The following is a 25829-nucleotide window of genomic DNA, read 5'->3' on the forward strand; positions in this document are numbered from 1 at the left end:
AAATCACGGCGGGGCGAGTCATCGTCGTGGGGTGGGGAGGGTGGAGGTGGCGATCCGGCCCAGGAGAGTGGCAAGTTGCCGGGGCATGGAAAGGAACGGCGAGTGGCTGCTCGGCAGCCGGTGGACGGAATCGGCGCGCGTGGCGAGCACGAGTTGCCGGGACGGTTCGAGCGCCTGGTCGCGGTCGCAGACGATGTAGCTGGAGGGCACGGTGCGCCATCCTGCCGTGGTCACCTGCTCCGTGAAGGACCGGACACTCTGCGGGCGCAGCCGGGCCACGGCTCGGTCGGCTTCGGCTTCAGGCACGTCGTCGAAGAGTATCCGCCGGGCATTCTCGTACGGCGGAGCGTGGCCCGTGCCGTCGTCCGGCACGGGCGTTCCCAGGGCCGTGAACATGCTTTCGCCCACGTCAAGTTGGAATCCGGCGAGGTACATCACCCCTACCACGTTCGCGGCATCCGCGATGGCCTCCGTGGCGGGGACACCGCCGTAGGAGTGGGCTATCACCACCACCGGGCTGTCGATGCGCCGGAGGCTGTCCCCGATGACTTCCGCGTCGTCCAACATGCCCGCCGGGCGGGCACCGTCGTGCCGGCCGGCCGGGGGGTTGGCGCTGGGCAGGTCGACGGCGTGGGACCGCCAACCGTCGGCGTCGAGCGCGGCGCGTAAGTGGTCCCAGCACCAGGCTCCATGCCAGGCTCCGTGGACCAGCAGGAAGGTCGGCCGGTCGGTGTCAGCGTTCATGTGCGGTACCTCCGTTGTCCGAGCCACGATGGCGGGAGACTGTGGTGCGAAGCGGGCCGCTCCGCCCGTGGGTCGCGGGCCGAGTGGCCTCACCCCGGACCCGACGATACTGCCCTGCCCTGCGTCAGTGGCGGCCGGTTCGCACCCCCGGGGTGGTCGGCTCCCTAACATGATCAGCCGGACAAGTCCTAGCAGGGTGGGCGGGTGCCTCTCACGCGAGTGTGTGGGGCGCATTCCTGTCTGGCCGAAGGCCTCGTGCGGCAAACTCAGGCGGTGGCGGTTCACCTCCGCCTGCGCGGAGCGACTTGCTCACCAGGTTCGTCTCCCCGGCCTTCGTTCTGTTCGGTGCGTTTGGGACCGAGGGGATCGTGGCGAACAAGACGTGGCGGCTCATGCAGGGCGACACTTCGATCGGCGAACTAAGGGAGTACGCAGTCGATCAGCCGATGTTCTTCTGCCGCTTCATCCCCGGCTCCGGCTGGGCACCCGTCCGTATCGACGGAAACAGTGCTCGCCTGCGCTACTGACCGGACCAAGCCAAGCCAACCCGAACGGCACGGGCTACTCGCCGGGCCGGGGCCAGTGGGTGCCGGCTCGCCGCGCAGCATCCCTCCTTCGGAGGGAGATGACGTCCCGATCCCGTCAGCGGATGACGCAGATCTCCGGCATGGGCAGGCTCCACTCGCCCAGTTCCGCAACAAGGACCTTGCGGGCCAGTCGCCGTGCCTGCCGCCATCCCTCGTCGGTGGACAGCGCATTCTTTGTCCACCGGCCGACGTCTTCCTGACCGCTCATCTCACAGAAGATCGTGTCGATCGCTCGGAGATCAGGCAGGGCCTCCCGCCCAAAGCCCCTCCTCCTTCAGACGCCCGGCCATACGGAAGGCATCGCCGAAGTCCAGCGCGATCTCATCCGCAAGGACGCCATGCCGGTCCAGCCAGGCCACCTGAACCGAGGCCTCAGCCGCCACCACGGTCAGCGACTCGATGAGCAACCGTCGACGGAACGAAGGATCAGGGATCTCCATATCGCGATCCTCCCACGCCACATGCCTGCACTGAGCGGACACCGCGGGGTCGGCAGTCGCCGGCGACTCGTCCAGCTCACCACCGCCTACGCGCAGAGCACCGGAGTGCCGCGTCTGCAGCCACCTTGCGGATCGGTTCACTGACGCTCGCGCCGAGAGCGCTTCTCGAGATCCTCAAGGTCATCGTCCTGATGCGGCTCAACTTTGCCTGTATGGAGCGGACCGGGGAGCCTGCCCGCATTCGGTGCCCCTAGGGCGCGGTGGGTAAGTTCGAGCACCATGGCGATGACCTGGTCGGCGTCGATGTCGCTACCGGTGGAGATCAGGTCGTCCAGGAGGCCGTCGGCAGCGTGGTAGATCATGCGGAAGGCCGTGCTGGGATCGGTGGCCTGGAAGGCTCCGGCCTGGGCGCCTTGGGTGACGAAGGCGCAGATGAGATCGATGACCCTTTGGTTGGCCTGCTTGCAGATCTCCAGTGCCTTGGCGTTGGCGGATCCGTAGACGATGCGGTGCAGTTCGGCGTTGCGTACGGCGTGGTGGATGAGGGCGGTCAGGAGCCGGTCGATGGTGGGCCACCAGGAGGAACCTTCACCGAGGATGTTCTGCGTGGTGGTGACGATGGTGTCGACGTAGCGTTCCCACAACGCTCCGAGCAGGTGGTCCTTGGAGTCGAAGTACAGGTAGAAGGTGCCTTTGCCGATTTGGGCGGCGTCGGCCAGTTCAACGATGGTGGCCTGATTGAAGCCGACGGTGGCGAAGACCTTCTCGCCTGCCTGCAAGATGTCCTCCCGGCGATCTATCTGACTCTTGGTGACCCGTTTGCGTCGCGTACTCGGTGCCATCGACACTCCCCGCCCAAATCGTCCTGAGTTGTGGGTTGTTCTGGTCGGCGTGATCCGTAGCCCAGCCTCGGGCACATTATGACTGACCACCGGTCAATGGTTGCCCCTCGCCGCCCGAACTGTTTGACTGACCGCCAGTCACTCAGTCGGATGCCTACCGCTGAGCCGGCTGCCGGTCGGCCCGATCCCCGGTGGCCAGCCGGCCATCCATCCCCTGTCACCTGCTCTCCCGAGGACGAGATGAAAACGGAGCAAGCCACAACACCGCCCGCAGTAGCGCCCCAGCCCGTACGGAATCGGGGCAGATTCTGGGCCATCGCCTACACACTGCTGTTCTTACTCACCGGGACGAACGTCCCCACTCCCCTCTACCGCGGCTATCAGGCACAGTTCGGGTTCTCGCCTCTCATACTGACCCTCATCTTCGCGGTCTACGTGGCAGCGCTCGTTCCGTCCCTGCTGGTCTTCGGGCCACTCTCCGACGCGATCGGCCAGCGCAAAGTCCTGGTCCCGGCCATACTTGTGGCCGCATTCGGATCCGTGACCTTCGCCCTGGCCACCAATGTCACCTGGCTCTTCGCTGCCCGCCTGCTCCAAGGGCTTGCCGTCGGCGCCGCCTCCGGCGCACTCACCGCGGCTCTCAACGAGGCCGAGCCCACCGGCAACCGCCGACGGGCCGCCCTGGTCTCCACCGTCGCATCCGTCGGTGGCCTCGGCACCGGCCCGCTACTGGCAGGAGTCCTGGCACAGTACGCTCCTCACCCGTACGAACTTCCGTTCATTGTCGAGATCGTCCTACTGGTGCCGGCCTTCATCACCGTGATGCTACTGCCGGCCACTCGACCCGCTACGAAGTGGCGGCCGCGGCGACCGTCGATCCCACCGTCCGTGCGCGGCGTCTTCACCACCAGCGGAACAGCCAGCTTCCTGGCCTTCACCGTCGTCGGGCTGTTCCTCGCCCTGGTCCCCACCTACGTCACCAAACTTTCCGGCAGTGACAACCTGGCACTCGCAGGTGGGGCGGTCACTTTGATGCTGGCCTGCTCCTGCATCGCCCAACTGCTCGCCTACGGCAAGAAGGCGCGCATCCTGCAGATGACCGGTCTCGCACTGCTGGCTCCCGGGCTGATCCTCCTCGCCACAGCCGGAGGTACCTCCTCTCTGCCCCTGCTCCTGGTGGCCACGGTGATCGGCGGGGTCGGCCAAGGCATGGCTTTTCTCGGGAGCATCACCGAGGTCAACCGCACCGCACCCCCGGACCGCCACGCCGACGTCATCTCCAGCTTCTACGTTGTCGTCTACCTAGGCGTCGGAGTCCCCGTCATCGGCGTCGGCCTCCTCGCCCGCGTGACCGGCCTGCTCCACGCCGTCCAGTGGTTCACGGCAGTCGTCGCCGTGCTGTGCCTGATCGACCTGGCCGTTCTCGCCCACCGCAAGCAGGCCGCGTGAAAGCCGAGCAGCACGGCCAGCCCACGGGGGTACTGGGGTCTGAGGAACATCGGTGTCAGATCGTGCGCTAAGTCTTCGTCGGCCCTGGTGGGCGGCCGGCGGGCCGTCGGCAACGGGGCCGGTCTGAAGTCGTCCCCAGATAACACCCCAATATCTGCGGTAGCTTGATCCGTCACCTGCGGCGACGTTCTCCGGTCGCTACGTGAAGCAGCCCTGTTATCTGCGGCAAGGGAGAAGCGGTGCCCACCGTCGTACAGCTGCCGACCGGGAAGACGCTGACCGTCCGGGCGGCGGCCGACGTGTTCCTCGACTCGCTCGGCAACCCGAACACGGTCCGGAACTACGGGATCGGGGTCGGCAAGACCGCCGAGCGGATCGGCGAAGGCCGACCGCTGACGTCGGTCGCGGACGACGAGATCGGCGAGGCTCTCGAACTGCTCTGGGGCACCGCTGCTGTCAACACCTGGAACTCCCGTAGGGCCGGAGTGCTGTCCTGGTTCAGCTGGTGCCGGGAGCGCGGCTACGAGGGCCCGGCGGTACCGGTCTGGGCGAACCGGCTGGCGGTGCCGGACTCCGAAACCCCGGCCCGCTCGAAATGGCGATCGACCGGCTGATCGCCCGGCGCGAGGTCCACCTCCGGGAGAAGACCCTGTGGCGGATGCTCTACGAGACCTCCGGGCGGGCGGAGGAAATTCTGGGCGTCAACATCGAGGATCTGGACTTCGCCGGACGCCGCTGCCCGGTCAAGGCGAAAGGTGCCCGGACCAAGGCCCGCCGCCGCGGCCAGGCCCGCGAGGACTACGTGCTGGAGACCGTGTACTGGGACGCCGGCACCGCCCGGCTCCTGACCCGCCTGCTGCGCGGCCGCACCCGCGGGCCGGTCTTCGTCACCCACCGGAAGCCCGGTCCCGGCAAGGTCGTCAGCCCGCGCGACGTCTGCCCGGACACCGGGTTCGCCCGGCTCTCGTACGGGCAGGCCCGCGCCCTTCTGGACGAGCACACCGCCGTACGCGGGCCGGGCACCGGCTGGGACCTGCACGAATACCGCCACTCCTCTCTCACCCACCTTGGCGAGCAGGGTGCATCGCTGCTGATGCTGATGGCCAAGTCCCGGCACAAGAAACCGGAGAACGTCCGCCGCTACTTCAAGCCGTCGCCGGAGGCGATCGCCGAGCTCACAAGTCTGCTCGCGCCGGGCGACAGCCACCGCTGAGCGGAGCGGGCTGCGGCTCGCGGCGTGCCCGCGGTGCTGACCGTGGCAGGAGGAAACAAGAGGGACCACCTTCCTCCCGTGAACATCACGTCACTACATTCGCACTGTCTCGTGAGGCGTCTTCCTTTGTTGCGGCGCCCCGCCCCCGCGTACGGTTCATCTCGCGCCATTCCGGCCGTAGTCCGGCCAGGTTTGTGGTGAGGAAGTACGCACTGCCACCGGCGAGCAGCACCGGCACGAGTCCGACAGCGGTCACCGCCGCCCCGGCGAGCAGCCCGCCGAGGGGGATGCCGGCCCAGGACAGTGAGTCACCGAGCGCGTTGACCCGGCCCAACATCCGGCGCGGGACCCTCTCGACGAGGACGGCCCCCAGCACCGGGTTGACGAAGCCGGCGCCGAACCCGCTGACTGCGAAGACGGCCAGTACCGTCCACAGCGGGGTGTCGAAGGCGAGGATCAGGAACCTCGGTGCTCCGGCCAGCAGGAACCCAGTGAGAACCACCGTCCGTCGCCGCAGCCGGTGTGCGATCATCGCGGCGATCAGGCTCCCGCCTGCCGCCGTGGCCCCCATGACGCTGCCCATCAGGCCGATCGCGGCCGGCCCGTTGCCGGACTCCCTGGCCCAGACGGGTACGAGCACCGAGGTGAACGCCGCGTCCAGCAGGTTGGTGATGCCGACCATGACGATGACCGTGAGCAGGAGCGGCTGACCGCGCAGGAAGGTGAAGCCCTCGCCGAACCGCCGCCAGTAGCCCGGTTCCGTCTCCCCGGTTTGGCAGGGGGCTTCCTCGGCGGCGTGCCCCATGCCGCGAGGCAGTGCGAGTTTGATGATCACTGATCCGAGGGCGAAGCAGCCTGCGTTGACGGCGAGTCCGGTGAGGGGACCGAGCATCGCCACCAGGGATCCGCCGGCCGCCAGGCCGACGGTGGATGCGAGCCGCTCGACCACGCCGGATAGACCGGTGGCCCGTTCCAGTGGCACCTGGCCCCGCTCGGCCGCCTCCGGGACCATCACCTCTTTGGCCAGGTCGCCGGGCCCTCGGGCCGCGCCGATCAGCGCGACGAGAACCAGCAGAAGGGGAAAGGAGAGCAGGTCCAGGGTGTGGAGCAGGGGAACCGCGGCGGCGGCGGTCGCGCTGGCCAGGTCGGTGGTCCAGGAAACGGCCCGGGGGCCGATCCGGTCCACCAGCGGTCCGGTGAACGCCTTGACCATCACGTAGGGAGCCATCTCGCAGAAGGCGACCAGTCCGGTCTGGGTGGCGCTGCCGGTTGTGGCGAGGACGAACCAGGGCAGTGCCACAACGGAGATCCGAGTGCCGGTCAGCGACACAGCCATGGCCGCCAGCACCCCGCCCAGCGGCCGTAAGGACTTCTTGCCGGGTATGCCGTCGGCCTTCGAGGCGTCGTCGGTCATGACGTCGGGTCTCCTTCCTCGTCCCGGGGGTCGGAAGGGATCGGCGACGCGGCAGGCGCGTCCAGTTCGGGCAGGATCTGCGTGATCACGGCGACCCGTTCGGCTCCCTCGGGGGCGCTTGCCGCCGTCTCCGGTGTGTCGCGCCGGTAGCGCGCGATGACGTCCGCCAGGTCCCGGTATAGGGCACCGGCTTCCTCCGGCGTGAGCCGCAGGGCCCAGTCGCTCATGTCGAAGGTGTTCCGCCATGCGCGGGGCATCGTCTGAAGCCCGTTCAGGGTCTGCTGCGTGCGCAGGGTGTAGATGGCGGCGACGGACTGCTGGTAGGCCAGTGCGGCCTCGGGCTCCCGTTCGGCCAGCTCACGGTCGTTGAACCAGATCGTCCGGTGCACCGAACGCCACCAGCGCTCTCGCGCGTTGCCGCGTTCGATGTCCTCCTCGACGAAGCCGGCCGCACCGAGCTGTCGGAGGTGGTAGCTGGCCGTACCGGAATTCACGCCCAGCCGCTCCGCAAGGCGGGTGGCCGTCGACGAGCCGTACTTCCGCAGCAGCCCGAGCACCTGCACGCGCACCGGATGCGCCAGGGCACGCAGCCCCTTGGCATCCAGGACGACGGAGTCCTCTTCCACGTTCGGGCCATCTGGCCTCTCCACAGCATCAGTCATGCGGCACACCGTAGTCCGCAAAGAGTTCTTCGCAAATAGACCTTCGCGAAGAACTCTTTGCAGTTTGCCATTTTGCGGCTGATGTCGTGTTTCTGCTGGTGTCTTTACTCGGCCTCGGGGGCGTTCTTGTCACGCAGGGGCCGCAGGCCGCCGGGCAGGTCGGGGAGCTGGAAGGAGTGCCGGCCGAGCATGTTGACGTGGTGCCGCACGAACGGGGAGAGGCGGGCGACGTCTTCATCACGGACCTCGTGACCGTCGGCGCGGAGCTGAGTGGCGGCGGCGTCCATGTACCGGGTGTTGAAGAGAACCAGGGCGTTGAGGACGAGGCCGAGGGCACCGATCTGGTCCTCCATGCCGTCCTGGTAGCGCTGGTAGAGCTGCCCGGCCCGGCCGTGGAAGATCTTCCGGGCGAGCGCGTGCCTGCCTTCTTGGAGGTCTGCCTGCACTTTGATCTGGCGGCGGTAGCCGGGCTCGTCGGCCAGGCGCAGGATGTGCAGGGTCTTCGCGATCCGCCCGTAGTGCGCGATCGCCTCGCCGAGCGGGGTGGGGCGGCCGTCGCGCGAGAGCATCCGGATCACGTCGTAGGCGCGGACGGCGCCGGTGTGGATGGAGCCGATGATCCGCAGGATGTCCTCCCAGTGCCGCTCGATCCGGGCGAGATCGACCCGGCCGCGGGCCGCGTCCGCGAAGGCGCCGTAGTCAGCGGCGCGGTCGATGCGCCACATCTTCTGATCGGGCAGGTCCGCCAGCTGTGGCGCGTACGCGAAACCGGCGAGCGTGAGCAGGCCGAAGACGATGTCGCTGTACGAGGCGGTGTCGGTGACGATCATCTCCGGGCGCTTGCCGCCGTCGCGGTCGTAGAGGACGTCCAGCACGTACATGGAGTCGCGCGGTGTGCCGGCCACGACCTTCCCGCCGAGCCCCGCGGCCTGGTCGTTGATCATGTTGAGCCAGGTGGCGCCGCCCCGGCGGCCGAAGTACTTCGGGTTCGGCCGCGCGTACACGCTCGGCACCGGGACGACGAACCGCATCCCGTCCACCGAGGCCACGAGCCCGCCGCCCCACGCCTGGGCGAGGCCGATGGACGCCTGGTGCTCGATCAGGGTCGCGTTCGCAGCCCGGTAGGTCGCGAGCCGCAGGTAGGTCTGGTCGACGTGGGAGAGCCGCCCGTACTTCAGCGCGTCGGCCCCGCCGATCACGGGGGTGTAGCCGACGTTGCAGCCGTGGGCGACGAGCAGCGCAGCGATCGTGACGTGCAGGTCCCTCAGGCGGGCCTCGCCGCCGGTGACTGAGGTGAACGCCTGGTCGGCGCCGGTCCAGGAGAACACTTCCAGAAGTACCTCGGGCAGGTCTACGCGGGGCAGCATCGCGTTCACCGCGGCCCGCAGATCGAGCAGGGAGGCTGGTTCGGGCTCCGGCTCCAGCGCGGCGAAGTGCAGCCGGCCGTCGTCGTCGAAGACGATCTGCGCGTTGTTCGGCAGGCGCCCGGCGACCTCCCGGTACGTGCCGTCCAGTAGCGCCGCCCTCGCCGCCAGGTGCTCGCCCGCCTCTCCGGGCAGTCCGAGCGAGGCCAGCACGGTCGGCCTGGCCTGCTCCCACGCCTCACCGGCCAGCAGCTTCGCCCGGGGATCGCCCCACTTGGAGGAGTTCCTCGCGAACACCTGCTTGCTCCGCAGCATCCGGTGCAGCTGCTCCAGGACGCAGAAGGTGTACGCCTTCCAGTCCACCGTGCCCGGCTCCAGGTGCGGAGCCGAGAGAACCAGGCGCCGCCACGAGCCGACCAGCAGGCCGGTGTCGATCTCGGCCGGGCCGACCTTCTTGCGACCCATGAGGTCCGGCAGCGACTTGAGCGCGTCCAGCACGGCCTCGCCCTCGGGGGTGGCGCCGAAGTCGACGACCGCGACCAGGAGCTTGAGGAACGGCCGGACGGTGCCGAACCGGCTGACCAGCATGGACCGCCACGCCTCGTCCGCGTCGGAGTCCAGCGGCGGGGTCAGCTCGAACAGCGCGGCGATCGCGGCGGCCAGCTCGTGCCGGGGTACCACCGCCTCGATCCGCTCCCACATCGCCTCGAACGACTCCACCGCCGGGCCGGTGACCTCCCCGGTGTCGGTGTCGACCAGCTCGCTCGTGGTGTCGAAGACGACCTGGAACGCGGTCGCCAGTTTCGTTGAGGCCCGTTCCACGCGCGGCAGCGTCTTCATCTTCTCCTTGACGGTCTCGCGCTCGGCCTTGGCCAGCAGCTTCGTCGCGATCAGCACCTCCAGGAGATCGAGCGCGTCGTCGACGGCCCGGGTCGTCAGGTAGACCGTCGTGGCCAGCAGCGTCGCCAGCCGGCGGGAATCGCCGTGGCGGCGCAGCAGCGATGCCTTGCCGTCCACGCCGTACCGAGACAGCTCCGCCAGTCTCCGCGGCGGAATCGCCGAGACGTCCAGGTCCCCCATGCCGAGGGCAGCGATCTCCTCCGCCCGCTGGAGCGACCACTTCATCTGCGGGCCCGACACCCGTACCGGACCGCGTCGCAGCCGGTCCAGCTCCGAGACTCGCTCACCGGGCGGCACGGTCAGCAGCGAGTCCAGCACCGCCCGCTGACCCACGTTCAGCAGCCCGTACAGCGTGTCCCACAACCGCTGGTTCGCCGCTTCCCGCACCGTGCCCACCAGCCGGGCCAGACGACTCGCTCCCGGCAGCAGCACCCGCCCCTCGCGCAGCCAGCCCGCCGCCGCGTCGAACAACGCCTTCGGCCCGTCCCCAGTCGTCCAAGCCCGCGCGTCCAACCAGACCACCAGCTCGTCACGGACCTCGGCGAAGTCCCGCCAGCCCCCGGCTCCTGGATCTCCCCAGCGTGCGTACGGGCCGTACCGTCCCGCTCGCCGTACAGCTTCAGGCACGAGACGTCCGCGATCTCCAACTGCTCGGCCAGGTACCCGGCCACCTCCGCCGGCACCTGCCGCGGGTCCGGCATGAACCGGCCCAGAAACCGCACGCTCGTGAGCTGGACCGCGAACCCAAGCCGGTTGTGAGCCCGACGCTTGGCCTGCACCGCCTCCCGGTCCGCGTCGTCCAGGAAGAAGTACCGCTCCAGCTCCGCCCGCGAAGGCACCTCGTGAAACGACCCGTACCGGGCCGCCTGCTCGTCCGTCAGGAACTCGACCGCCACAACAACTCTCCGAAGATCGACAACAGCGACCCTCGAAGACTCCGACGCTCAATCACCCCAGGTCAAAGCCCCAACCAGACCGGAGAACCCTTAGCGCACGATCTGACACCGATGTTCCTCAGACCCCGTACTCCCCCGCTTCCCGGAGTGGAGTGGCGGGGGTGGCGTCGGCGTGTGCCTGGTCCGGCGCAGCATGGGACGGTCGGCAAGCTGATCCTGCCGCTGGGACAGGCGGTTCCCGGTCAGGCTTCGGGGTAGCCCCGGGGCCTGTGCGAACCAGTGCCGGATCCGGAATCGGAGGAAGGCAGCACCCAGGTTCAAACCCTGCCCCCACTCTCACACGGCGGCAGAACTGTGGTGGGGTTGGAAACAGGCCACCAGCAAGACACCATCGCAATTACAGCGAAGAGTACGGAGGAGGAGACGTGACGTCCGTCGACGAGGTTGACTTCCTGGCTGACCGCGCACACGCCGGACAGGTCGACAAGATCGGCGTGCCGTACATCGAGCACGTCCGCGCCGTAGCCGCCGGGCTTGCGCCGTTCGGTGACGAACTCGTCATGGCTGGGCTCCTGCACGACATCATCGAGGACACCGACTGGACCGCGGAGCAACTGCGTGCCGCCGGCATCCCCGTGCGGGTCGTGGAGATCGTGGAGGCGGTGACCAATCAGCCGGGCACTCCCTACACCGAGAGGATTCAGCGCATCACAGGCGACGCCCAGGCGACGCTCGTGAAGATCGCTGACAACGCTCACAACTCCCGCCCCGACAGAGCAGCCCAGCTGTCGCCCGACAAACAGGGGCGCCTCGCCGACAAGTACCGGGCCGCGCGCGCTGTGCTCTGGCCCCTCGCCGGCAGAGCCGACATCGAGGCCATCGTCCGCATCGTCAACCCCTCACTGCTCTCGGAGCTGGACGAACACCGATGACCTCAAATGCGCCCCTCCCCCTTGTTGCGTGATCGCTAGATTGTCCTGTGCGGCCGGGGCGGAGCCGCAGAACTCGAGGCCCGGAGGGAAACATTGGAGAGGCGCGTGCGTTCGCGTGTATCGGCGTATGCCGTTGCTGCCATGCGGGACCAACTACTGTTGACCCAGCTTTCGGACTCCTCGCCCGTCTTTGCGCCGGGGCTGTGGCATCTGCCCGGCGGAGGAATCGATCCGGGCGAGCAGCCACGGCAGGCACTGGAACGCGAGCTGTACGAGGAGACCGGCCTCGAACTCCTCGACGCTCGCCTGGTGGATGCGCGGACGTATACCGCCTACCGACTCGGGGTGAGCTGGAACCTGGTGGGGCTCTTCTACATCGTCGAGCTCCAGCCCGGTCCACTCGTGGTCACCAAGGCCGACGACTCCACGTGCGCTGTCACCTGGGTGCCCTTGCACGACCTGGAGGAGTCGGTGCTGTCCCCGGCTGCGATCGATGCTCTGGGCTTGATCAGGCGCGAGGGGTAGAGGCCCCTGCTCGCCGCCGGACATCACAGCGACCGGGCCGCCATCATCCGGACGTAGACCCGCGCGCGACGCGGGCCAGGTGTTCGGGCGCGGTCGCGGGTGTCCCGCCAGAGTACGGTTACGGGGGGAATGCAGCCGAAGGCGTCGTAGTCGTACGGCATCGCCCCATGTGGAAGCGGGGGTGGCGGTCAGACGAGCGGGATGACTGTCCTGTACTTGCCGCCGGGCGCCTGCTGGGGTGGCTCCTCGGCCCGTTGGACGGTGATGTGGTCGAGCTTGTTGTCGGCGAGCAGGTGGGTCAGCTCCTTGTGGGCGGTCTGCCACACGCGGTCCGAGTCGACTCCGACACGCGGGAGTATGCGTACCCGCAGGGTCGACGGAGCGGTCTGCTCGATCTGGAACAGCTCGACCCCTGGGATGCGGTCGAACAGGGTGGCGAAGGCCAGTGGGGCAAGGCGAACGTGGTCGCCGCAACCGGTGGGGAAGGTGAGGAAGTCGCCGACGCGGCCCTGCACGCGGATGGCGGGCAGCGGGTTGCCGCAGGGGCAGGGGTCGGGGCGGAGCAGAGCGCTGTCGCCGAGGTCGTAGCGCAGGAACGGCTGTACACGGTTGGCGAGGTTGCTGATCAGGACGGTGTGCGAGAACTCTCCGGGCGGGGTGGGCCGGTAGTCGGCGTCGACCGGTTCGAGTACGGCCCAGTCGCTGTTGACGTGGTACCAGCCGTCCGCGCAGCTGTGGCTGAGGTAGGTGCACTCGGTCGCGCCGTACATCGTGCGGACCGTGGTGCGGAAGGCGGCGGCGATACGGTCGGTATCGCGCGTGGTCATCGTCTCGCCGGCCGGTTGGATCAACAACGGGGCGATGTGCAGGTGCCCGGCCTCCTGCTCGGCGGTGAGCAGCATGATCGTGCTGCTGTAGCCGATGACGATGGCGGGCTGGTAGGCGTTGAGCTGGGCGACCAGCTGCGGCATCGGAGTCTGCACCGAGAAGGCGCGGAGCAGCTTGCCTCGCCACCCACCCTCGCGGATCAAGCGAGAGTACCCGGCGAATCCGGCGTAGTGCCCACCGACGGCGACCAGTTGGGCGAAACGCCCGCCGCGGGCAGTGGCCCGGAGGGTGCCCGACGGTCCCAGCCAGGAGGTGAGTGCGCGGGAGGTCAGCGCGGAGCCGACGTTCATGTACCGGTCGTCGAGAACGAACAGGCCGCGTCGGCCGCTGGTGCCCGAGCTGGTGGCCACCAGATACTTTCCGAGGAACCGCTGCCCGATCCGGTCCGGGTCGTCTGCGAACGTGCGTATCTTCTCCAGGGTGATGTCGCGGTCGGTCACCCAGTCGTCGAAGCGCCCCATCAGTTTCTTCTTGTCGGTGACCGGCAGCAGGGCCGGATCCTCCACTCGCTCGGGCAGGCCGTGGTAAAGCTCGCGGTAGTACGGCGATGCGGTGCGGGCATGGGCGACCATGCCGGCTAACCGATCACGCTGCCGCCGGGTGATCGCGGCCATGCCCTGCTTGCGGGCGCGACGGATGTCCCGCCCCAGCCATGCCGTGCTCTCACTCATTGACCAGTCCTCCTTCGGGTGGCGGGTACGGCTGGGAGGCCTATCTGTCCGAGGACAGCGAAGAAATAGGTCCTGACCTCTTCCGCGCTGGTGGTGTCGGGGTAGGCAGCGAGGTGCTGGAGCGCCGCGCCGCTGAGTATCTGTTGCAGGATCCCCAGGTCGCTGCCCGGCGGGAGTTGTCCGGCCGCGCGTGCCCGTTCAAGGGTGGTACGCACCGCCCGGCCACGGTGGCGACCATGAGCACGGTCATAGGCGCGCAGCAGTTCGGGGAGGTCGTCCACCGTGCTGTAGAGACGGCGGATCAGTCGGCGGGCGCGGGGCCGGCTGAGATGGTCGGCCCAGTCCGTGATCATGCCGTCGATGTCCGGCCAGTCCAGGGAGCCGGGGGCCACGTCTCGGTACTCCCATTCGACCGCCCTTACCAGCAGGTCGGTCAAGGTCGGGAACCGCCGGTACACGGTGGCGCGGGTGACCCCGGCGCGGCGTGCCACCTGCTCGATGCTGGTCGAGCCGGCACCCCGCTCGATCAGCAGGTCGAGTGCCGCGGTGAGGATCGCCTCGTCCGCCTCCCGGCTGCGTGGCCGGCCGGGAGGCTGCGCGGACGGGGTCGGCGTGTCGGCGGCGTGTCCGCCCTTGTCGTTGTCCAGCTTCACGGACACTTACAATACAGCACTGCTCTGTATTGGATGCCAGTACCTCCAGAGCTAACCTCGTTGCGCAGCAAGAGACTTCGGCGCCCGGCCGGGCGAACGGCCCTCTATACGCTGGTCTGCTGCAGTGAGGTGAGGCGTGCCATCTCCTCCTCCGAGAGCCGTAGCGCGCCGGCTGCCATGTTCTGCGCGAGGTGGTCCGGATCACCGGTCCCCGGGATAGCCAGCACATGCGGCCCCTGGTGCAAGGTCCAGGCCAGGCGGACCTGCGCGACGGACACACCATGCGCGCGAGCGACGGCGGACACCGACTCACTGTCCCGGGCCGCTGGGCCCGTCTCGCGCCCGGAACCGGCGATGGCGAAGAACGGGACAAAGGCGAGGCCGAGTTCACCGCAGAGCCGCAGGAGAGCCCGGTCCTCCTTCGACGCACCGATCCCGTAAGGGTTCTGCACGCAGACCACCGGGGCGATGGCCAGGGCCTCGGCCAGTTGCTCGGACGTGACGTTGGAGATACCGAGGTGCCGGATCAGTCCGGCATCGCGCAGTTCGGCCAACGCGCCAAGATGCTCACCGATCGAGCCGGTCCGCCGGCTCGGCGGCACGCGCAGGTTCACCACATCCAGGTGATCGCGGCCGAGTTGGCGCAGGTTCTCTTCCACTTGTCCGCGCAACTGCTCCGGTGTTGCCCACCACCACTCGCCCGAGGGGCCGCGTCCCGGCCAGACCTTGGTCGTGATGACCAGATCTTCCGGGTATGGTGCCAGCGCCCGGTTGATCAGCTCGTTGGCCGAACGCGTCGCCGAGAAGTAGAACGCGGCGGTGTCGATGTGGTTCACGCCGAGCTCGACCGCCCGCCGGAGCACGCCGATCGCCTGCTCGCGGTCACGCGGCACGCCGTTACCAAAGGGCGCGGTACCGGTCAGGCGCATCGCGCCGAACCCGAGGCGGTTGACGGTCAGATCACCGAGTTGCCACGTACTGGTGCCTGAGGCTGCCGCTGTATTCGTTTGTGGGCTCATGAGATGGATCTCCTCTTGTTGCTAGGGGGCGGGTACCCGCGATGCGTTCAGATCGCTCGGCGGGGCGAGGGCCTTCGAAACGGGTTCACCAGGGCCGGGGCAGGCTGAACCCGGGCATGAAAAAAGCCTTCCCGGCGGATCGAGGTCCGCACCGAGAAGGCTCGCGTGTAGCAGTACTTTAGCAGCTGACGGCAGCGCCGAACCGCTTGGGTAGCCAGCTGGGCCCAGTGCGGCTCAATGTCGAGAGACGCACGGAGTGGGAGCTCTCCTTTCCTTGGCCATTCGTTGTCCGGGAGGCCTCAGGGCCTGGAGATGCCGTCTTCACTGCCTTTTGCACATCGACTGCCCCGACGACGCACAAAAGGCTGCTCTCCGCCAAAAGGTGCACTGTGCCGCCCGGATGGCTCAGTAGCTCGATGGGTTGAGTTTCTTTGTGAAGGGTGTCTTGGACACTGGCCGCTGTCGGCGACCTCGCATACAGCTCCACCACTGATTCCGCCTCCCACACGCGACCAGGACTTCGAGGAGAACCATGCACCAAGCCCCTGAGTGCGACAGGACGCCGCGCTTGTGCGGACGCCGACGCAGGCTGTGGGCCGCGATGCTGCTGGGCACGGCAGCGGTGGCCTACAACGGCTGGCTTCTGGAGTTCCTTCTGCCCACAGGGCTGGACCCCAGGCATTCGTACGTAAGTGAGCTCTACGCAGCCGACCAGCCCTTTCAAGGGCTGTTCAGCGGGATCGAGGTCGCCTGCGCGCTGCTCGTGACCGCAGGGGCACTGCTGGCGCGGTACACGCTGCCGGGCCGCCTGGCCGCTGCCGGCTGGTGGGCAGTGATTGCCTTCGCCGCGTGCTCGGTGGCCGACACCATCGTGCCGATGCGCTGCGCGCCGTCGGTGGAACGCGCCTGTGAGGCTGTGAACCCGTGGCACACGACCACCAGCGCACTGGTCCACTTCGCGATCTTCTCCTCCATGGCACTGCTCAGCGCCGCGGCCAAGGCCGGGTGCCCCAGGTGGCCATTGATCCGCCGCTGGGGTCCCTGGTTGCTGCCGTGCGCCATGGTGTGTGCGGTGGCCACGGTTGGCCCCCTGTTCGGCGGGCCGGGCTGGCATGGCATTCCGCAGCGGGCACACCTGATCCTGGTGGGAACATGGTTCGCTCTCCTGGCGGTAGCACTGGTCAGGCCGCTGGCCCACGACGAGTCGGCTACCGGAACACCGACGGTCACGTACATCCCCCGGCCGAACGCAGACAATCTCCGCCAGCAGCGCCATCATCTGAGTGCCGCCTCCACGGAGGCCCCCACCCCTCTTGTGTAGCCCGTCGTTGACAGCACCGCGCAGGAGATGTGTTCGATTCTTCCGGGGTGCCGCCCTCGCCCCCGCCTGACTCAGCAGGCCGGGAATCACCGACGGATTTAGGCTGGAGGCGGCTGAACGACGAAGCCCCGTTCACCTCGACGCCGGAGGACCCATGGCGGTACGGCACCAACTGATCGAGCGGAGCCCGGAGGCGGTCTGGGCTGTCCTCGCCGACGGTTCCCGTTACGACGAATGGGTTGTGGGCACCGCCAGGTCAGCCCCCGCCCAGGGCACCTGGCCCGAGCTCGGATCCTCGATCGAGTACACCGTCCGGCTCGGCCCGTGGACAGCCTGCGGCCACACCTACGTACGCCGCTGCGAGCCACCTCACAGACTCGAACTCGAAGTGGACAGCGGCCGGTTGGGAACCGTCAGGATCGCCATCCAGATCCAGCCGTGGGAGCGCAACAGCCTCCTCACCATGGACGAACACCCCCTGCGCGGGCCGAGCGCGCGGCTTCACAACACCGCTTTGGACGCCGTGCTGCAACTGCGCCACCGCCGCATGCTCAGCAACCTCGCCAACGTGGTGGAACGCTGTCCCCGGCAACCCAGAGAACCAGTCTGAGCAGCAAACGCTCTGGCTTGCTTTGGTGCCGATGCCATCTCACAGCTCCGCGGTGACGCTCCGAGGGCAGGCCGCCCGGGCAGGTGCTGGACCGGCGGCGGTCATCAAGGCCTCTCAGCTATCCGATCCGTGCCCTACGCCACTCCACTTCATCGGCGGTCATGGCGGCGCGGATGCTGTCCACGTCGCCGACCCGCAGATTGTCCGGTGTGCTGTACTCGCCATAGCTGCCGATGACGGAGACGGCAACCTGGGAGTCCGGCTGCCAGAACGTCCGGTAGTACGGTGCGTTCGCCGGGGCTTCCGGGATCTCCAGCAGGGGGACGCCGCGCCGCTCCAGCAGGCGCCGCAGCTTTTCGAATCGAAGCCTGGGGGTGAATCGCCCGTACCGGGCGCGGAGCGTCTCGTGGGTGAGCCTGAGCGTCTGGCCCCGGTACGCCAGTCTGTGCACCTGCAAGGTGAAGTGGTGCCCCGCCCATGGAAGTTCCACGGAAGCGCGGTCCCAGTAGAATTCGGTCAGGCCGTAGTCACGGCACATGCTGCGGTCGCCGAATCGGTTCTCACCGTAGTCCGCCCCCAGGACCTCGGTGACGCGGTCGGGAGAGTCCGTGGGGCGCAGGCCGAGCACGGTGCCGGTGGTGATGACGTCCACGTAGAACGCCAGAGAGTACGGGGTCAATTACTGTTCCTCGGGCGGCTCAGTCGTCGGGCGTACCTCCCGGCGGTTGTCAGTGGTCTCGGCCAGGATGCCACGAGTTTCTCCGCGACCGTGTCGCGGAGAAACTCGACCGGCAACGGACGGCGGTGCTGACGTCGACTGCGGCCGCGACGGCCGGATCCGCCTGCTGAGTCGACAGCGAAGGCCCGGTGCGGGACGGCGCGCTTAGCGGTGGCCAGCGCGGCCACATCGTGGGGCTGCGCCGGCACCGAGCCGTCCAGCGAATCGGCCGCCACCACGTCCGGCAGGGCAGCGGCACCCCGCTCGTCGGTCAGCTCGAAGGGCTGCTTGCTCCTGCCGTTGAATGACCTGACGCCCGGAAGCCCTTCATAATGACAGGCCTCTTCGCAGGCACTTATGCCCCCTTCCGGGTGAAGGGCAAGCGGGGCGGCATCGGAGGTGCCGCCGCGGACAGATACGACAGGTGACGCCCCAGTCGCTTGAGCAGCCGTCACGGCTGTCCTGTCCGAGAGGTCCACCTGTGTCTGCTCCACCAGTGATCGATCACCACGCGGCCGGCTACAGCCTGCAGCACGCCTACTGGATGGCCCAGGCCGCCGACCTGGCCTACAAGGACGAGGCCACCATCGATCGGCAGGCCGGGCAGTGGGGCTTCGACCAGGTCCACCACCACGAGTCCCGGTTCACGCCACCCTTCCCGCTCGAGGACACGCAGGCGTACACGATGGCCAGCGATCACATGATCATCATCGGGTTCCGTGGCACGGAGCCGGTACAGATCCGTGACTGGCTGTCCGACGTCACCACGCCGCCGTGGCCGGGCCCGGCCAAGACCGGGTACGTCCACTACGGATTCGGCGAAGCACTGGACTCGGTCTTCCCGTCGGTCCGCGACAGCCTCGCCGAACTACGCCGCCAGGAGCAAACGGTCTGGTTCACCGGCCACAGTCTCGGTGGCGCGCTGGCCATGCTCGCGGGATGCCGGATGTATTTGGAGGAGCCGAGGCTGCGTGCGGACGGTGTCTACACCTTCGGGCAGCCGCGCACCTGCGACCGGCTCCTGGCGGCTGCCTGCAACAAGGGCTTCAAGGACCGGCTCTATCGGTTCGTCAACAACAACGACATCGTGCCCCAAATGCCGCCCGAGCCCGCCTACACCCACGTCGAGACCCTGCGTTACATCGACTCCACGGGCAAGGTCCACAATTCCACACCGCGATTCAGCACACTGACCGATCGCGTCAGGGGCATGACCGCCGACATGTTCGCCCCGACGAGCGACGGCGTGCGTGATCATTCCATCAAGAAGTACATCGCCGCCTTGGAACACAACCTCGCCTGATCGACACGGGTCGTGATCCGCTTGCCCCCGCCCGAGCGTTGGGGCACTCGGCGTGTTGGGCATACGCGCATCCCCTCCCCCATTCGGCGGAGGGGGACGGGCCCTGAGGCTGAGGTCCGGCGATGCCCCCGTGAACGATCATGGAACACATGCTGAGAGTCAACGCACTGCCTGGAGTACCGCGCTGGGCCGCACTCGCCGCCTACGCCGTACCGCTGATCACTCTGCCGTCGGGCTTGTGGCGGGTCGCCCTGGTCGCCGGACTTCCGGTGGCCGGAGAGCCTGTCCGAACCGGTTGGGGTGTGCTGTACGTCCTCTCGCTGACCGTCGTCTCCGAAGCGCTTGCCCTGCTGACACTCGGCCTGGTGCAGCCGTGGGGCGAAATCGTGCCGCGCTGGATTCCGCTGATCGGCGGCCGTACGGTGCGCCCACTCGCCGCCGTCATTCCGGCGCTGCTGGGCGCGGCCACGCTGTTCGGCCTGTGCGGTTGGGTCGGTTACCTGCAGACTTCAAACATGACGGCGGGCGGCATCACGAATTCGGCGGCCCAGGAAGCGCTCCTCGTCGTCTGTTACGCCCCTCTGCTCGCCTGGGCGCCGCTATTGACGCTGGCAGCCATCGCGTACTACCGGCGTCGGACGACCGCCCTCCCCGTGCAGGCCGGAGAGCCCGCCTGTTCTTGAGAGCTCCAGTTGGCGAGGGCTGTCATATGAAGCGCTCAGCTGCAGCTCGGGGGGTTTCCGATGCTGGGCCCTAGGCGGCTTGCTGCGACTGGGCAGCGTATACCGCTCGGCGAGTTTCGTTCGGCGGGGAACGTCGTTGTCCGTATCGACAGCCCATTTTCTCGTCGCCTCAAGGAGCCGTAATGCGCCTGTTCCGCATCGGAGTCGCCACCTTCGGGGGGCTTGTGCTCTCCGTTTCACTGGCCACCGCCTCGGCGGTCGCCGCAGGGGGCCATTTCATCTGGGAGGGGCCCAAGGGAAAGATCTACTCGGTCCAGAACCCCCCGGACCGCAAGTGCCTCGACATGGGACAGGAAGCCCGGGCTCCGCACAACGAGACGAAGAAGTCGCTTGTCGTGTACTCGGGCAAGAAGTGCAAGGGCACAGCGACCCGCCTGGGGCCGGGGCAGCACGGGGCGCGAGGCCTGACGTTCTCCAGCGTGATCTTCAACCCGTAACGCTGCCGTTCGAAGTTCCGTCACCGCGAACGTGACCGTTCCGGGGACGGAACGGTGGCATCACGTCCCTCCTTCCCGGCTGTGGGCGGGAAGGAGGGACCCTCGGGCGCGTACCCGGGGGCCGCACGGTGCTCCCGACACAACAGGGGGCACCGGAGCCGTCAGCGGGCGGTCGGATCGCCCCAGCCCCGTTCGAGCAGAGCGAAGATCTCGTTCGCGGCGCGGTGCGGGTCGGGGTGGCTGCGGGCGAGGAGGGGGGCGTTCAGGGCGAAGCGGGCCAGGGCGGCGCAGGCGGCGTCGTCCTCGGGGGCGCCGGTCTCCTCGGCGATGGCCCGGGCCAGGGCTGTTTCGTGACGCATCCACATCCGGTGTGCGTACTCGCGCAGTGCCGGAGTCTCCTCCACCATGCGGCTGAACTCCGCCAGTCTCGTCCCTGCGGTCTGCTCGCCCGGCGGATGGGGGATCAGGGTGTGCGGACTCAGCACCAGGGTGTGCGGGCCCACCGCCGTCAGCAGGTGCTCCCGCAGGGCCTGCGGAACGGAGACTCCGGGCGCGCGCTCGCGCACGGCGGCGACGAGGGCCGCCTCGATGTCCTCGTCCAGGTCGAAGACCAGGGCCTCCTTGCACGGGAAGTGCTTGAACAGCGTGGTCACCGACACGTCGGCGGCGTCCGCCACGTCCTTCACGCCGACCTGGTCGTAGCCGCGGTCGAGGAAGAGCTCCAAGGCGGCGTCGGCCAGGGCCTTACGGGTCTGGGCCTTCTTGCGCTCGCGGCGTCCGGTCGGTGCGTTCACCGGCACACCATACCCCGCGGACACCCCTCAGGTTGAGTCAGGCAAAAAGTTAAGTGATTGCACCTTCGTAGTGGGTGTGCTTTCGTGAGAGTGCCGCATCCGGCACGCACTTCCGCATCCTCCCGCCACCGAAGGAGTCTTTCGTGAACGCCACTTCCGCTCGCATCGCTGTCGTCGGGGCCGGCCCCGGCGGGCTGATATGTGCCCGCATCCTGCAACTGCACGGCTGGTCCGTCACCGTCTTCGAGCGCGAGGCGTCCCCTGCCGCGCGTACGCAGGGCGGCACGCTCGACATCCACACCACCACCGGCCAACAGGCGCTGCGCGAGGCGGGCTTGCTCGACAAGTTCCACGCGCTGGCCCGGCCGGAGGGGGAGGTGTGGCGGCGGCTCGACCCCTTCACCGCCGAGGTCCTGGAGGTCGACCGGCCCGCCGACGGCCACGCAGGCCGGCCGGAGATCGACCGCGGGCAGTTGCGCGGGCTGCTGCTCGACTCCCTCACGACCGGAACCGTCCGCTGGGGCTGTCCGGTCAGCCGCGTCGTCCCCCACGGCGACGGCACGCACCGGCTGCTGTTCGAGGACGGCACGGGAGAGGACTTCGACCTGGTCGTCGGCGCCGACGGCGCCTGGTCGCGCGTCCGTCCGGCGCTGTCCGACGCCGTGCCGCGCTATACGGGTGTCAGCTTCGTCGGGACCGGGTTCCACGACTCCGACACCCGTCATCCGGCGTTCGCCCGGCTGGTCGGTGACGGCACCATGTCCGCCCGGTCCGGCAGCAAGGGGCTGACGGCCCAGCGCAACAGCGGCGGTCACCTCGACGCCGTCGCCATGTTCCGTGCCCCGGAGGACTGGTACGTCACCGCCGGGCTCGACTTCGCCGATACCGCCGCCGTGCGCGCCCACTTGCTGGACATGTTCGACGGCTGGCACGACAGCCTGCTGTACCTGCTGCGGGCCGGCGACAGCGGATTCGTCAACCGGCCCCTGTACGCGCTGCCCACACCCCCTGTCTGGGACCACGTGCCCGGCCTGACGCTGGTGGGCGACGCGGCCCACCTGATGCCGCCGCTCGGCGTCGGCGCCAACCTCGCCCTCCTCGACGGCGCCGAGCTCGCCTTGGCCCTCGTCACGCACCCGGACGCCGACGCCGCGGTACGGGCCTACGAGGAGGTCATGCTGCCGCGCGCGGCGGACCTGGCCACACGCACCGCGCAGGGCCTCAGCCACTTCCTGCCGCCCGAGGGGGAACCGGAGCCCGTCCCGGGGTCGCGGCGTCCCGGTCAGCCGCAGGCCTGAGCACGGTCGGCCATCGCGGGGCACGTGCGGCGAGGACCAGCCGACGGCAGTTAGGTGGTCAGAGGGGCTTCACACGAGGTCAGAGGGGCTTCAGCCGGGTGTGCAGAAGGCAGAATTCGTTGCCTTCCGGGTCGGCCAGGACGTGCCAGTTCTCGGTGCCGGTCTGGCCGACGTCGGCGGGCCTGGCGCCGAGAGCGAGCAGCCGCTCCAGCTCGGCGTCCTGGTCGCGGTCGGTGGCGTTGACGTCGATGTGCAGTCGGAGCTTCCCGGTCCGCGGTGCGCTGCTGGGGCTGAGGATGAGGGTGGGCTGCGGGCCGCCGAAGCCGACGTCGGGCGGCCCGATCTCGATGCTTCCGTCGTCCTCCCGGTCGAGTTCGACATAGCCGAGGACCTCGCTCCAGAACGCGGCGAGCCGGTCGGGGTCGGCGGCTTCGATGACCAACTCACTGATGCGGCATGCCATGCCCGTCAGTGTAGGCGGGCAACCTGGGAGCCGACCGTCAACTGCGTGCGGGATGAGCCGCCGCGTCGAGACGCGAGGCGTGAGGCGGCGGCAGTCATCGCTCGGGCCCTCGGCACAGCGCGGACCGTGGTCAACGTCGGTGCGGGCGCCGGTTCGTACGCGTAACAGGCGGCACGCCACCCCGGCCGGCACCGCCGATCAGGTATGCGGCGGACCGTTGCCATACCGCGCCGGCGAAGAACGACAGACGTATTGTTCGAAGCTGGTGAGAATCGAGCCAGGCGTCGCCGACGGACACCGCGAGGGCGGCCCGCCTCACAGATGGAGACATGATGAGCACGGTCAAGAGGACGCATGAACGGTCGTCCGCGCCACACGCTGCCGACAGTCACGATCTGATCCGCGTCCACGGCGCGCGTGTGAACAACCTCAAGGATGTCAGCATCGAGATCCCGAAGCGCCGGCTGACGGTGTTCACCGGCGTCTCCGGCTCGGGCAAGAGCTCACTCGTCTTCGACACGATCGCCGCGGAGTCACAGCGGCTGATCAACGAGACGTACAGCGCTTTCGTGCAGGGCTTCATGCCGACACTGGCGCGGCCCGAGGTCGACGTACTGGACGGGCTGACGACCGCGATCATCGTCGACCAGCAGCGGATGGGCGGCGACCCCCGTTCCACGGTCGGCACCGCCACCGACGCCAACGCGATGCTGCGCATCCTCTTCAGTCGGCTCGGCAAGCCTCATATCGGCCCGCCCGGCGCGTACTCCTTCAACACCGCCTCGGTCCGGGCGAGCGGTGCGATCACCGTCGAGCGCGGTGCGAAGAAGGCGGTGAAGGCGACCTTCCACCGCACCGGTGGGATGTGTCCGCGCTGCGAAGGCCGGGGCACGGTCTCCGACATCGACCTCACCCAGCTCTACGACGACAGCAAGTCGCTCAACGAGGACGCGCTCACGATCCCCGGCTACAGCATGGACGGCTGGTACGGCCGCATCTTCCGCGGCTGCGGCTTCTTCGATCCGGACAAGCCGATCCGTAAGTACACCAAGAAGGAGCTGTACGACCTTCTCCACAAGGAGCCGACCAAGATCAAGGTCGATGGTGTCAACCTGACGTACGCAGGTCTGATCCCGAAGATCCAGAAGTCGTTCCTGTCCAAGGACATCGACGCGCTGCAGCCGCACATCCGCGCCTTTGTGGAGCGGGCGATGACGTTCAGCGTCTGCCCCGAGTGCGACGGTACCCGGCTCAGCGAGGGGGCCCGGTCGTCGAAGATCAAGAAGTTGAGCATCGCCGATGCCTGCGCGATGGAGATCCGTGACCTGGCCGAATGGGTCCGCGAGCTCAAGGAGCCGTCGGTGGCCCCGCTGCTCGCCGCGCTGGGGCAGACTCTCGATTCGTTCGTGGAGATCGGTCTCGGCTACCTCTCGCTCGAGAGACCGTCGGGCACGCTGTCGGGCGGCGAGGCGCAGCGCGTCAAGATGATCCGCCACCTCGGCTCCTCGCTCACCGATGTCACCTACGTCTTCGACGAGCCGACGGTCGGCCTCCACCCCCACGACATCCAGCGGATGAACGGCTTGCTGCTCAGGCTGCGGGACAAGGGCAACACGGTGCTGGTCGTGGAGCACAAACCGGAGACGATCGCGATCGCCGACCACGTCGTCGATCTCGGTCCCGGCGCGGGTACAGCGGGTGGCGCCGTTTGCTTCGAGGGCACCGTCGAGGGGCTGCGGTCCGGCGGCACCATCACCGGCCGCCATTTCGACGACCGGGCCTCCCTGAAGGAGACGGTGCGGAAGTCCACCGGCACGTTGGAGATCCGTGGTGCCACCGCCCACAACCTGCGGAACGTCGATGTCGATATCCCGCTCGGGGTGCTGTGTGTGATCACCGGCGTCGCCGGCTCCGGCAAGAGCTCGCTCGTGCACGGGTCGATCCCCGCCGGCGCGGATGTGGTGTCGGTCGACCAGGGGGCGATCCGCGGTTCGCGGCGGAGCAATCCGGCGACGTACAGCGGACTGCTCGACCCGATCCGCAAGGCGTTCGCGAAGGCCAACGGCGTGAAGCCCGCGCTGTTCAGCGCCAACTCGGAGGGCGCCTGCCCCACCTGCAACGGTGCCGGCGTCATCTTCACCGATCTCGCGATGATGGCCGGCGTCTCCACCCCCTGCGAGGAGTGCGAGGGGAAGCGGTACCAGGCAGCGGTTCTCGAATACCACCTCGGCGGCCGCGACATCAGCGAGGTACTGGCGATGTCGGTGACCGAGGCCGAGGAGTTCTTCGGCGACGGCGAGGCACGCACGCCGGCCGCGCATCGCATCCTCAACCGGCTCGCCGACGTCGGGCTCGGCTACCTCAGCCTCGGCCAGCCGCTCACCACGCTGTCCGGTGGCGAGCGGCAGCGGCTCAAGCTGGCCACCCACATGGCCGAGAAGGGCGGTGTCTACGTCCTCGACGAGCCGACCACCGGCCTCCACCTCGCCGACGTCGAGCAGCTGCTCGGCCTGCTCGACCGGCTGGTCGACTCCGGCAAGTCGGTCGTCGTCATCGAGCACCACCAGGCGGTCATGGCGCACGCCGACTGGATCATCGACCTCGGCCCCGGCGCCGGTCACGAAGGCGGCCGGATCGTCTTCGAGGGCACACCCGCCGACCTCGCCGCCGCCCGTTCCACCCTCACCGGCGAGCACCTCGCGGCCTACGTGGGCGCCTGACCGAGATCCTCGCGGGCACACGAGCTCTCTCGTCTCGACCCATGCGCTCCGGCCATACGCGTCACGGCGGAGCGGCCACAACCACGTCTGGCGCTCAGTCACACGAGCTGTGACTGAGCGCCTCACTTGGCGGATCAGCACCTCGGTGGAGGGACCGAGCGCTGCGATGGGCAGGCCGAGTGTCCCGCCCGATTCTCGCCGGGCATGGTCCCTGGACCGACGA

23 protein-coding genes and 2 pseudogenes are annotated in these 25829 nt (G+C 68.4%); 12 read left to right on the forward strand and 13 right to left on the reverse strand.

Features of this window, described 5'->3' with window-relative positions; genetic code table 11:
- Positions 1-18: 18 nt before the first annotated feature.
- A complete protein-coding gene (locus AB8O64_RS00105) occupies positions 19-744 on the reverse strand; it encodes an alpha/beta fold hydrolase (protein ID WP_370417005.1) in 726 nt (241 codons plus the stop codon).
- Between the two features lie 368 nt (positions 745-1112).
- On the opposite strand from AB8O64_RS00105, the gene AB8O64_RS00110 reads away from it, so the two are divergent.
- Positions 1113-1271: a hypothetical protein gene (locus tag AB8O64_RS00110; protein ID WP_370417007.1), complete on the forward strand. Its 159-nt coding sequence runs from the start codon at positions 1113-1115 to the stop codon at positions 1269-1271.
- A gap of 115 nt (positions 1272-1386) precedes the next feature.
- Here the strand turns inward: AB8O64_RS00110 and AB8O64_RS00115 are convergent, their stop codons facing one another.
- The 3 genes from AB8O64_RS00115 to AB8O64_RS00125 all read right to left on the reverse strand — a co-directional run bounded on the left by AB8O64_RS00115 (position 1387) and on the right by AB8O64_RS00125 (position 2613).
- Entirely contained in the window at positions 1387-1539 is a 153-nt protein-coding gene (locus tag AB8O64_RS00115) for a hypothetical protein (RefSeq protein ID WP_370417009.1), read from the reverse strand.
- A gap of 31 nt (positions 1540-1570) precedes the next feature.
- The gene (locus AB8O64_RS00120) at positions 1571-1771 is read right to left on the reverse strand and encodes a hypothetical protein (RefSeq protein WP_370417011.1); all 201 of its coding nucleotides are present in this window, start codon (positions 1769-1771) and stop codon (positions 1571-1573) included.
- 137 nt (positions 1772-1908) lie between these two features.
- Positions 1909-2613 (reverse strand): TetR/AcrR family transcriptional regulator, encoded by a 705-nt coding sequence (locus AB8O64_RS00125; protein ID WP_370417013.1) that lies wholly within the window; start codon positions 2611-2613, stop codon positions 1909-1911.
- 240 nt (positions 2614-2853) lie between these two features.
- On the opposite strand from AB8O64_RS00125, the gene AB8O64_RS00130 reads away from it, so the two are divergent.
- Both AB8O64_RS00130 and AB8O64_RS00135 read left to right on the forward strand, forming a co-directional pair.
- Positions 2854-4062: an MFS transporter gene (locus AB8O64_RS00130; RefSeq protein WP_370417014.1), complete on the forward strand. Its 1209-nt coding sequence runs from the start codon at positions 2854-2856 to the stop codon at positions 4060-4062.
- Positions 4063-4301: 239 nt separating this feature from the next.
- Positions 4302-5275 (forward strand): annotated as a pseudogene (locus AB8O64_RS00135) (tyrosine-type recombinase/integrase).
- 85 nt (positions 5276-5360) lie between these two features.
- On the opposite strand, the gene AB8O64_RS00140 reads toward AB8O64_RS00135, so the two are convergent.
- The 3 genes and pseudogenes from AB8O64_RS00140 to AB8O64_RS00150 form a co-directional block, all read right to left on the reverse strand.
- Complete coding sequence (locus AB8O64_RS00140; RefSeq protein WP_370417016.1) at positions 5361-6689, reverse strand: MFS transporter; 1329 nt, start codon at positions 6687-6689, stop codon at positions 5361-5363.
- Positions 6686-7351 carry an ArsR/SmtB family transcription factor gene (locus tag AB8O64_RS00145; RefSeq protein ID WP_370417017.1) on the reverse strand — a complete coding sequence of 222 codons (666 nt, stop codon included), beginning with the start codon at positions 7349-7351 and terminating at the stop codon, positions 6686-6688. Before AB8O64_RS00145 ends, AB8O64_RS00140 begins: the two co-directional genes overlap by 4 nt.
- Positions 7352-7455: 104 nt before the next feature.
- Positions 7456-10511: pseudogene (locus AB8O64_RS00150) on the reverse strand (Tn3 family transposase).
- Positions 10512-10936: 425 nt separating this feature from the next.
- On the opposite strand from AB8O64_RS00150, the gene AB8O64_RS00155 reads away from it, so the two are divergent.
- Both AB8O64_RS00155 and AB8O64_RS00160 read left to right on the forward strand, forming a co-directional pair.
- Positions 10937-11443, forward strand: coding sequence for an HD domain-containing protein (locus tag AB8O64_RS00155; protein ID WP_370417019.1), 507 nt, complete (start codon positions 10937-10939; stop codon positions 11441-11443).
- A 105-nt stretch (positions 11444-11548) separates the two neighbouring features.
- Positions 11549-11968: an NUDIX hydrolase gene (locus AB8O64_RS00160; protein ID WP_370417021.1), complete on the forward strand. Its 420-nt coding sequence runs from the start codon at positions 11549-11551 to the stop codon at positions 11966-11968.
- Positions 11969-12156: 188 nt separating this feature from the next.
- On the opposite strand, the gene AB8O64_RS00165 is transcribed toward AB8O64_RS00160, so the two are convergent.
- The 3 genes from AB8O64_RS00165 to AB8O64_RS00175 form a co-directional block, all read right to left on the reverse strand.
- Entirely contained in the window at positions 12157-13527 is a 1371-nt protein-coding gene (locus AB8O64_RS00165; protein ID WP_370417023.1) for a phenylacetate--CoA ligase family protein, read from the reverse strand.
- Complete coding sequence (locus AB8O64_RS00170; RefSeq protein ID WP_370417024.1) at positions 13524-14180, reverse strand: TetR/AcrR family transcriptional regulator; 657 nt, start codon at positions 14178-14180, stop codon at positions 13524-13526. Before AB8O64_RS00170 ends, AB8O64_RS00165 begins: the two co-directional genes overlap by 4 nt.
- Positions 14181-14284: 104 nt before the next feature.
- The gene (locus tag AB8O64_RS00175) at positions 14285-15199 is read right to left on the reverse strand and encodes an aldo/keto reductase (RefSeq protein WP_370417026.1); all 915 of its coding nucleotides are present in this window, start codon (positions 15197-15199) and stop codon (positions 14285-14287) included.
- Positions 15200-15800: 601 nt separating this feature from the next.
- Here AB8O64_RS00175 and AB8O64_RS00180 point away from each other — a divergent pair.
- Positions 15801-16520, forward strand: a complete 720-nt coding sequence (locus AB8O64_RS00180; RefSeq protein WP_370417028.1) for a DUF998 domain-containing protein — start codon at positions 15801-15803, stop codon at positions 16518-16520.
- A gap of 154 nt (positions 16521-16674) precedes the next feature.
- Positions 16675-17130, forward strand: a complete 456-nt coding sequence (locus AB8O64_RS00185) for an SRPBCC family protein (protein ID WP_370417030.1) — start codon at positions 16675-16677, stop codon at positions 17128-17130.
- Between the two features lie 118 nt (positions 17131-17248).
- Here the strand turns inward: AB8O64_RS00185 and AB8O64_RS00190 are convergent, their stop codons facing one another.
- Positions 17249-17809, reverse strand: a complete 561-nt coding sequence (locus AB8O64_RS00190; protein ID WP_370417032.1) for a hypothetical protein — start codon at positions 17807-17809, stop codon at positions 17249-17251.
- Positions 17810-18329: 520 nt separating this feature from the next.
- Here AB8O64_RS00190 and AB8O64_RS00195 point away from each other — a divergent pair.
- The 3 genes from AB8O64_RS00195 (at position 18330) to AB8O64_RS00205 (ending at position 20331) form a co-directional block, all read left to right on the forward strand.
- Complete coding sequence (locus tag AB8O64_RS00195) at positions 18330-19151, forward strand: lipase family protein (protein ID WP_370417034.1); 822 nt, start codon at positions 18330-18332, stop codon at positions 19149-19151.
- Between the two features lie 149 nt (positions 19152-19300).
- The gene (locus AB8O64_RS00200) at positions 19301-19834 is read left to right on the forward strand and encodes a hypothetical protein (RefSeq protein WP_370417035.1); all 534 of its coding nucleotides are present in this window, start codon (positions 19301-19303) and stop codon (positions 19832-19834) included.
- Between the two features lie 182 nt (positions 19835-20016).
- Complete coding sequence (locus AB8O64_RS00205; protein WP_370417037.1) at positions 20017-20331, forward strand: hypothetical protein; 315 nt, start codon at positions 20017-20019, stop codon at positions 20329-20331.
- Positions 20332-20492: 161 nt separating this feature from the next.
- Here the strand turns inward: AB8O64_RS00205 and AB8O64_RS00210 are convergent, their stop codons facing one another.
- Positions 20493-21125, reverse strand: a complete 633-nt coding sequence (locus AB8O64_RS00210; RefSeq protein ID WP_370417039.1) for a TetR/AcrR family transcriptional regulator — start codon at positions 21123-21125, stop codon at positions 20493-20495.
- Between the two features lie 143 nt (positions 21126-21268).
- On the opposite strand from AB8O64_RS00210, the gene AB8O64_RS00215 reads away from it, so the two are divergent.
- A complete protein-coding gene (locus AB8O64_RS00215) occupies positions 21269-22423 on the forward strand; it encodes an FAD-dependent oxidoreductase (protein WP_370417040.1) in 1155 nt (384 codons plus the stop codon).
- Positions 22424-22502: 79 nt separating this feature from the next.
- On the opposite strand, the gene AB8O64_RS00220 is transcribed toward AB8O64_RS00215, so the two are convergent.
- A complete protein-coding gene (locus AB8O64_RS00220) occupies positions 22503-22886 on the reverse strand; it encodes a VOC family protein (protein WP_365374434.1) in 384 nt (127 codons plus the stop codon).
- Between the two features lie 332 nt (positions 22887-23218).
- On the opposite strand from AB8O64_RS00220, the gene AB8O64_RS00225 reads away from it, so the two are divergent.
- Positions 23219-25606 (forward strand): ATP-binding cassette domain-containing protein, encoded by a 2388-nt coding sequence (locus tag AB8O64_RS00225; protein ID WP_370417042.1) that lies wholly within the window; start codon positions 23219-23221, stop codon positions 25604-25606.
- Positions 25607-25829: the final 223 nt, after the last annotated feature.

The organism is Streptomyces sp. QH1-20 (assembly GCF_041283565.1).
Classification (GTDB): Bacteria; Actinomycetota; Actinomycetes; order Streptomycetales; family Streptomycetaceae; genus Streptomyces; species Streptomyces syringius.

Bases quoted from the DNA above. Each gene is read 5' to 3' on its own strand.
- AB8O64_RS00105 (WP_370417005.1), bottom strand. From the start codon at position 744: ATGAACGCTGACACCGACCGGCCGACCTTCCTGCTGGTCCACGGAGCC.
- AB8O64_RS00115 (WP_370417009.1), bottom strand. From the start codon at position 1,539: ATGAGCGGTCAGGAAGACGTCGGCCGGTGGACAAAGAATGCGCTGTCC.
- AB8O64_RS00120 (WP_370417011.1), bottom strand. From the start codon at position 1,771: ATGGAGATCCCTGATCCTTCGTTCCGTCGACGGTTGCTCATCGAGTCG.
- AB8O64_RS00125 (WP_370417013.1), bottom strand. From the start codon at position 2,613: ATGGCACCGAGTACGCGACGCAAACGGGTCACCAAGAGTCAGATAGAT.
- AB8O64_RS00130 (WP_370417014.1), top strand. From the start codon at position 2,854: ATGAAAACGGAGCAAGCCACAACACCGCCCGCAGTAGCGCCCCAGCCC.
- AB8O64_RS00140 (WP_370417016.1), bottom strand. From the start codon at position 6,689: ATGACCGACGACGCCTCGAAGGCCGACGGCATACCCGGCAAGAAGTCC.
- AB8O64_RS00145 (WP_370417017.1), bottom strand. From the start codon at position 7,351: ATGACTGATGCTGTGGAGAGGCCAGATGGCCCGAACGTGGAAGAGGAC.
- AB8O64_RS00165 (WP_370417023.1), bottom strand. From the start codon at position 13,527: ATGAGTGAGAGCACGGCATGGCTGGGGCGGGACATCCGTCGCGCCCGC.
- AB8O64_RS00175 (WP_370417026.1), bottom strand. From the start codon at position 15,199: ATGAGCCCACAAACGAATACAGCGGCAGCCTCAGGCACCAGTACGTGG.
- AB8O64_RS00180 (WP_370417028.1), top strand. From the start codon at position 15,801: ATGCTGCTGGGCACGGCAGCGGTGGCCTACAACGGCTGGCTTCTGGAG.
- AB8O64_RS00185 (WP_370417030.1), top strand. From the start codon at position 16,675: ATGGCGGTACGGCACCAACTGATCGAGCGGAGCCCGGAGGCGGTCTGG.
- AB8O64_RS00200 (WP_370417035.1), top strand. From the start codon at position 19,301: ATGCTGAGAGTCAACGCACTGCCTGGAGTACCGCGCTGGGCCGCACTC.
- AB8O64_RS00205 (WP_370417037.1), top strand. From the start codon at position 20,017: ATGCGCCTGTTCCGCATCGGAGTCGCCACCTTCGGGGGGCTTGTGCTC.
- AB8O64_RS00220 (WP_365374434.1), bottom strand. From the start codon at position 22,886: ATGGCATGCCGCATCAGTGAGTTGGTCATCGAAGCCGCCGACCCCGAC.
- AB8O64_RS00225 (WP_370417042.1), top strand. From the start codon at position 23,219: ATGAGCACGGTCAAGAGGACGCATGAACGGTCGTCCGCGCCACACGCT.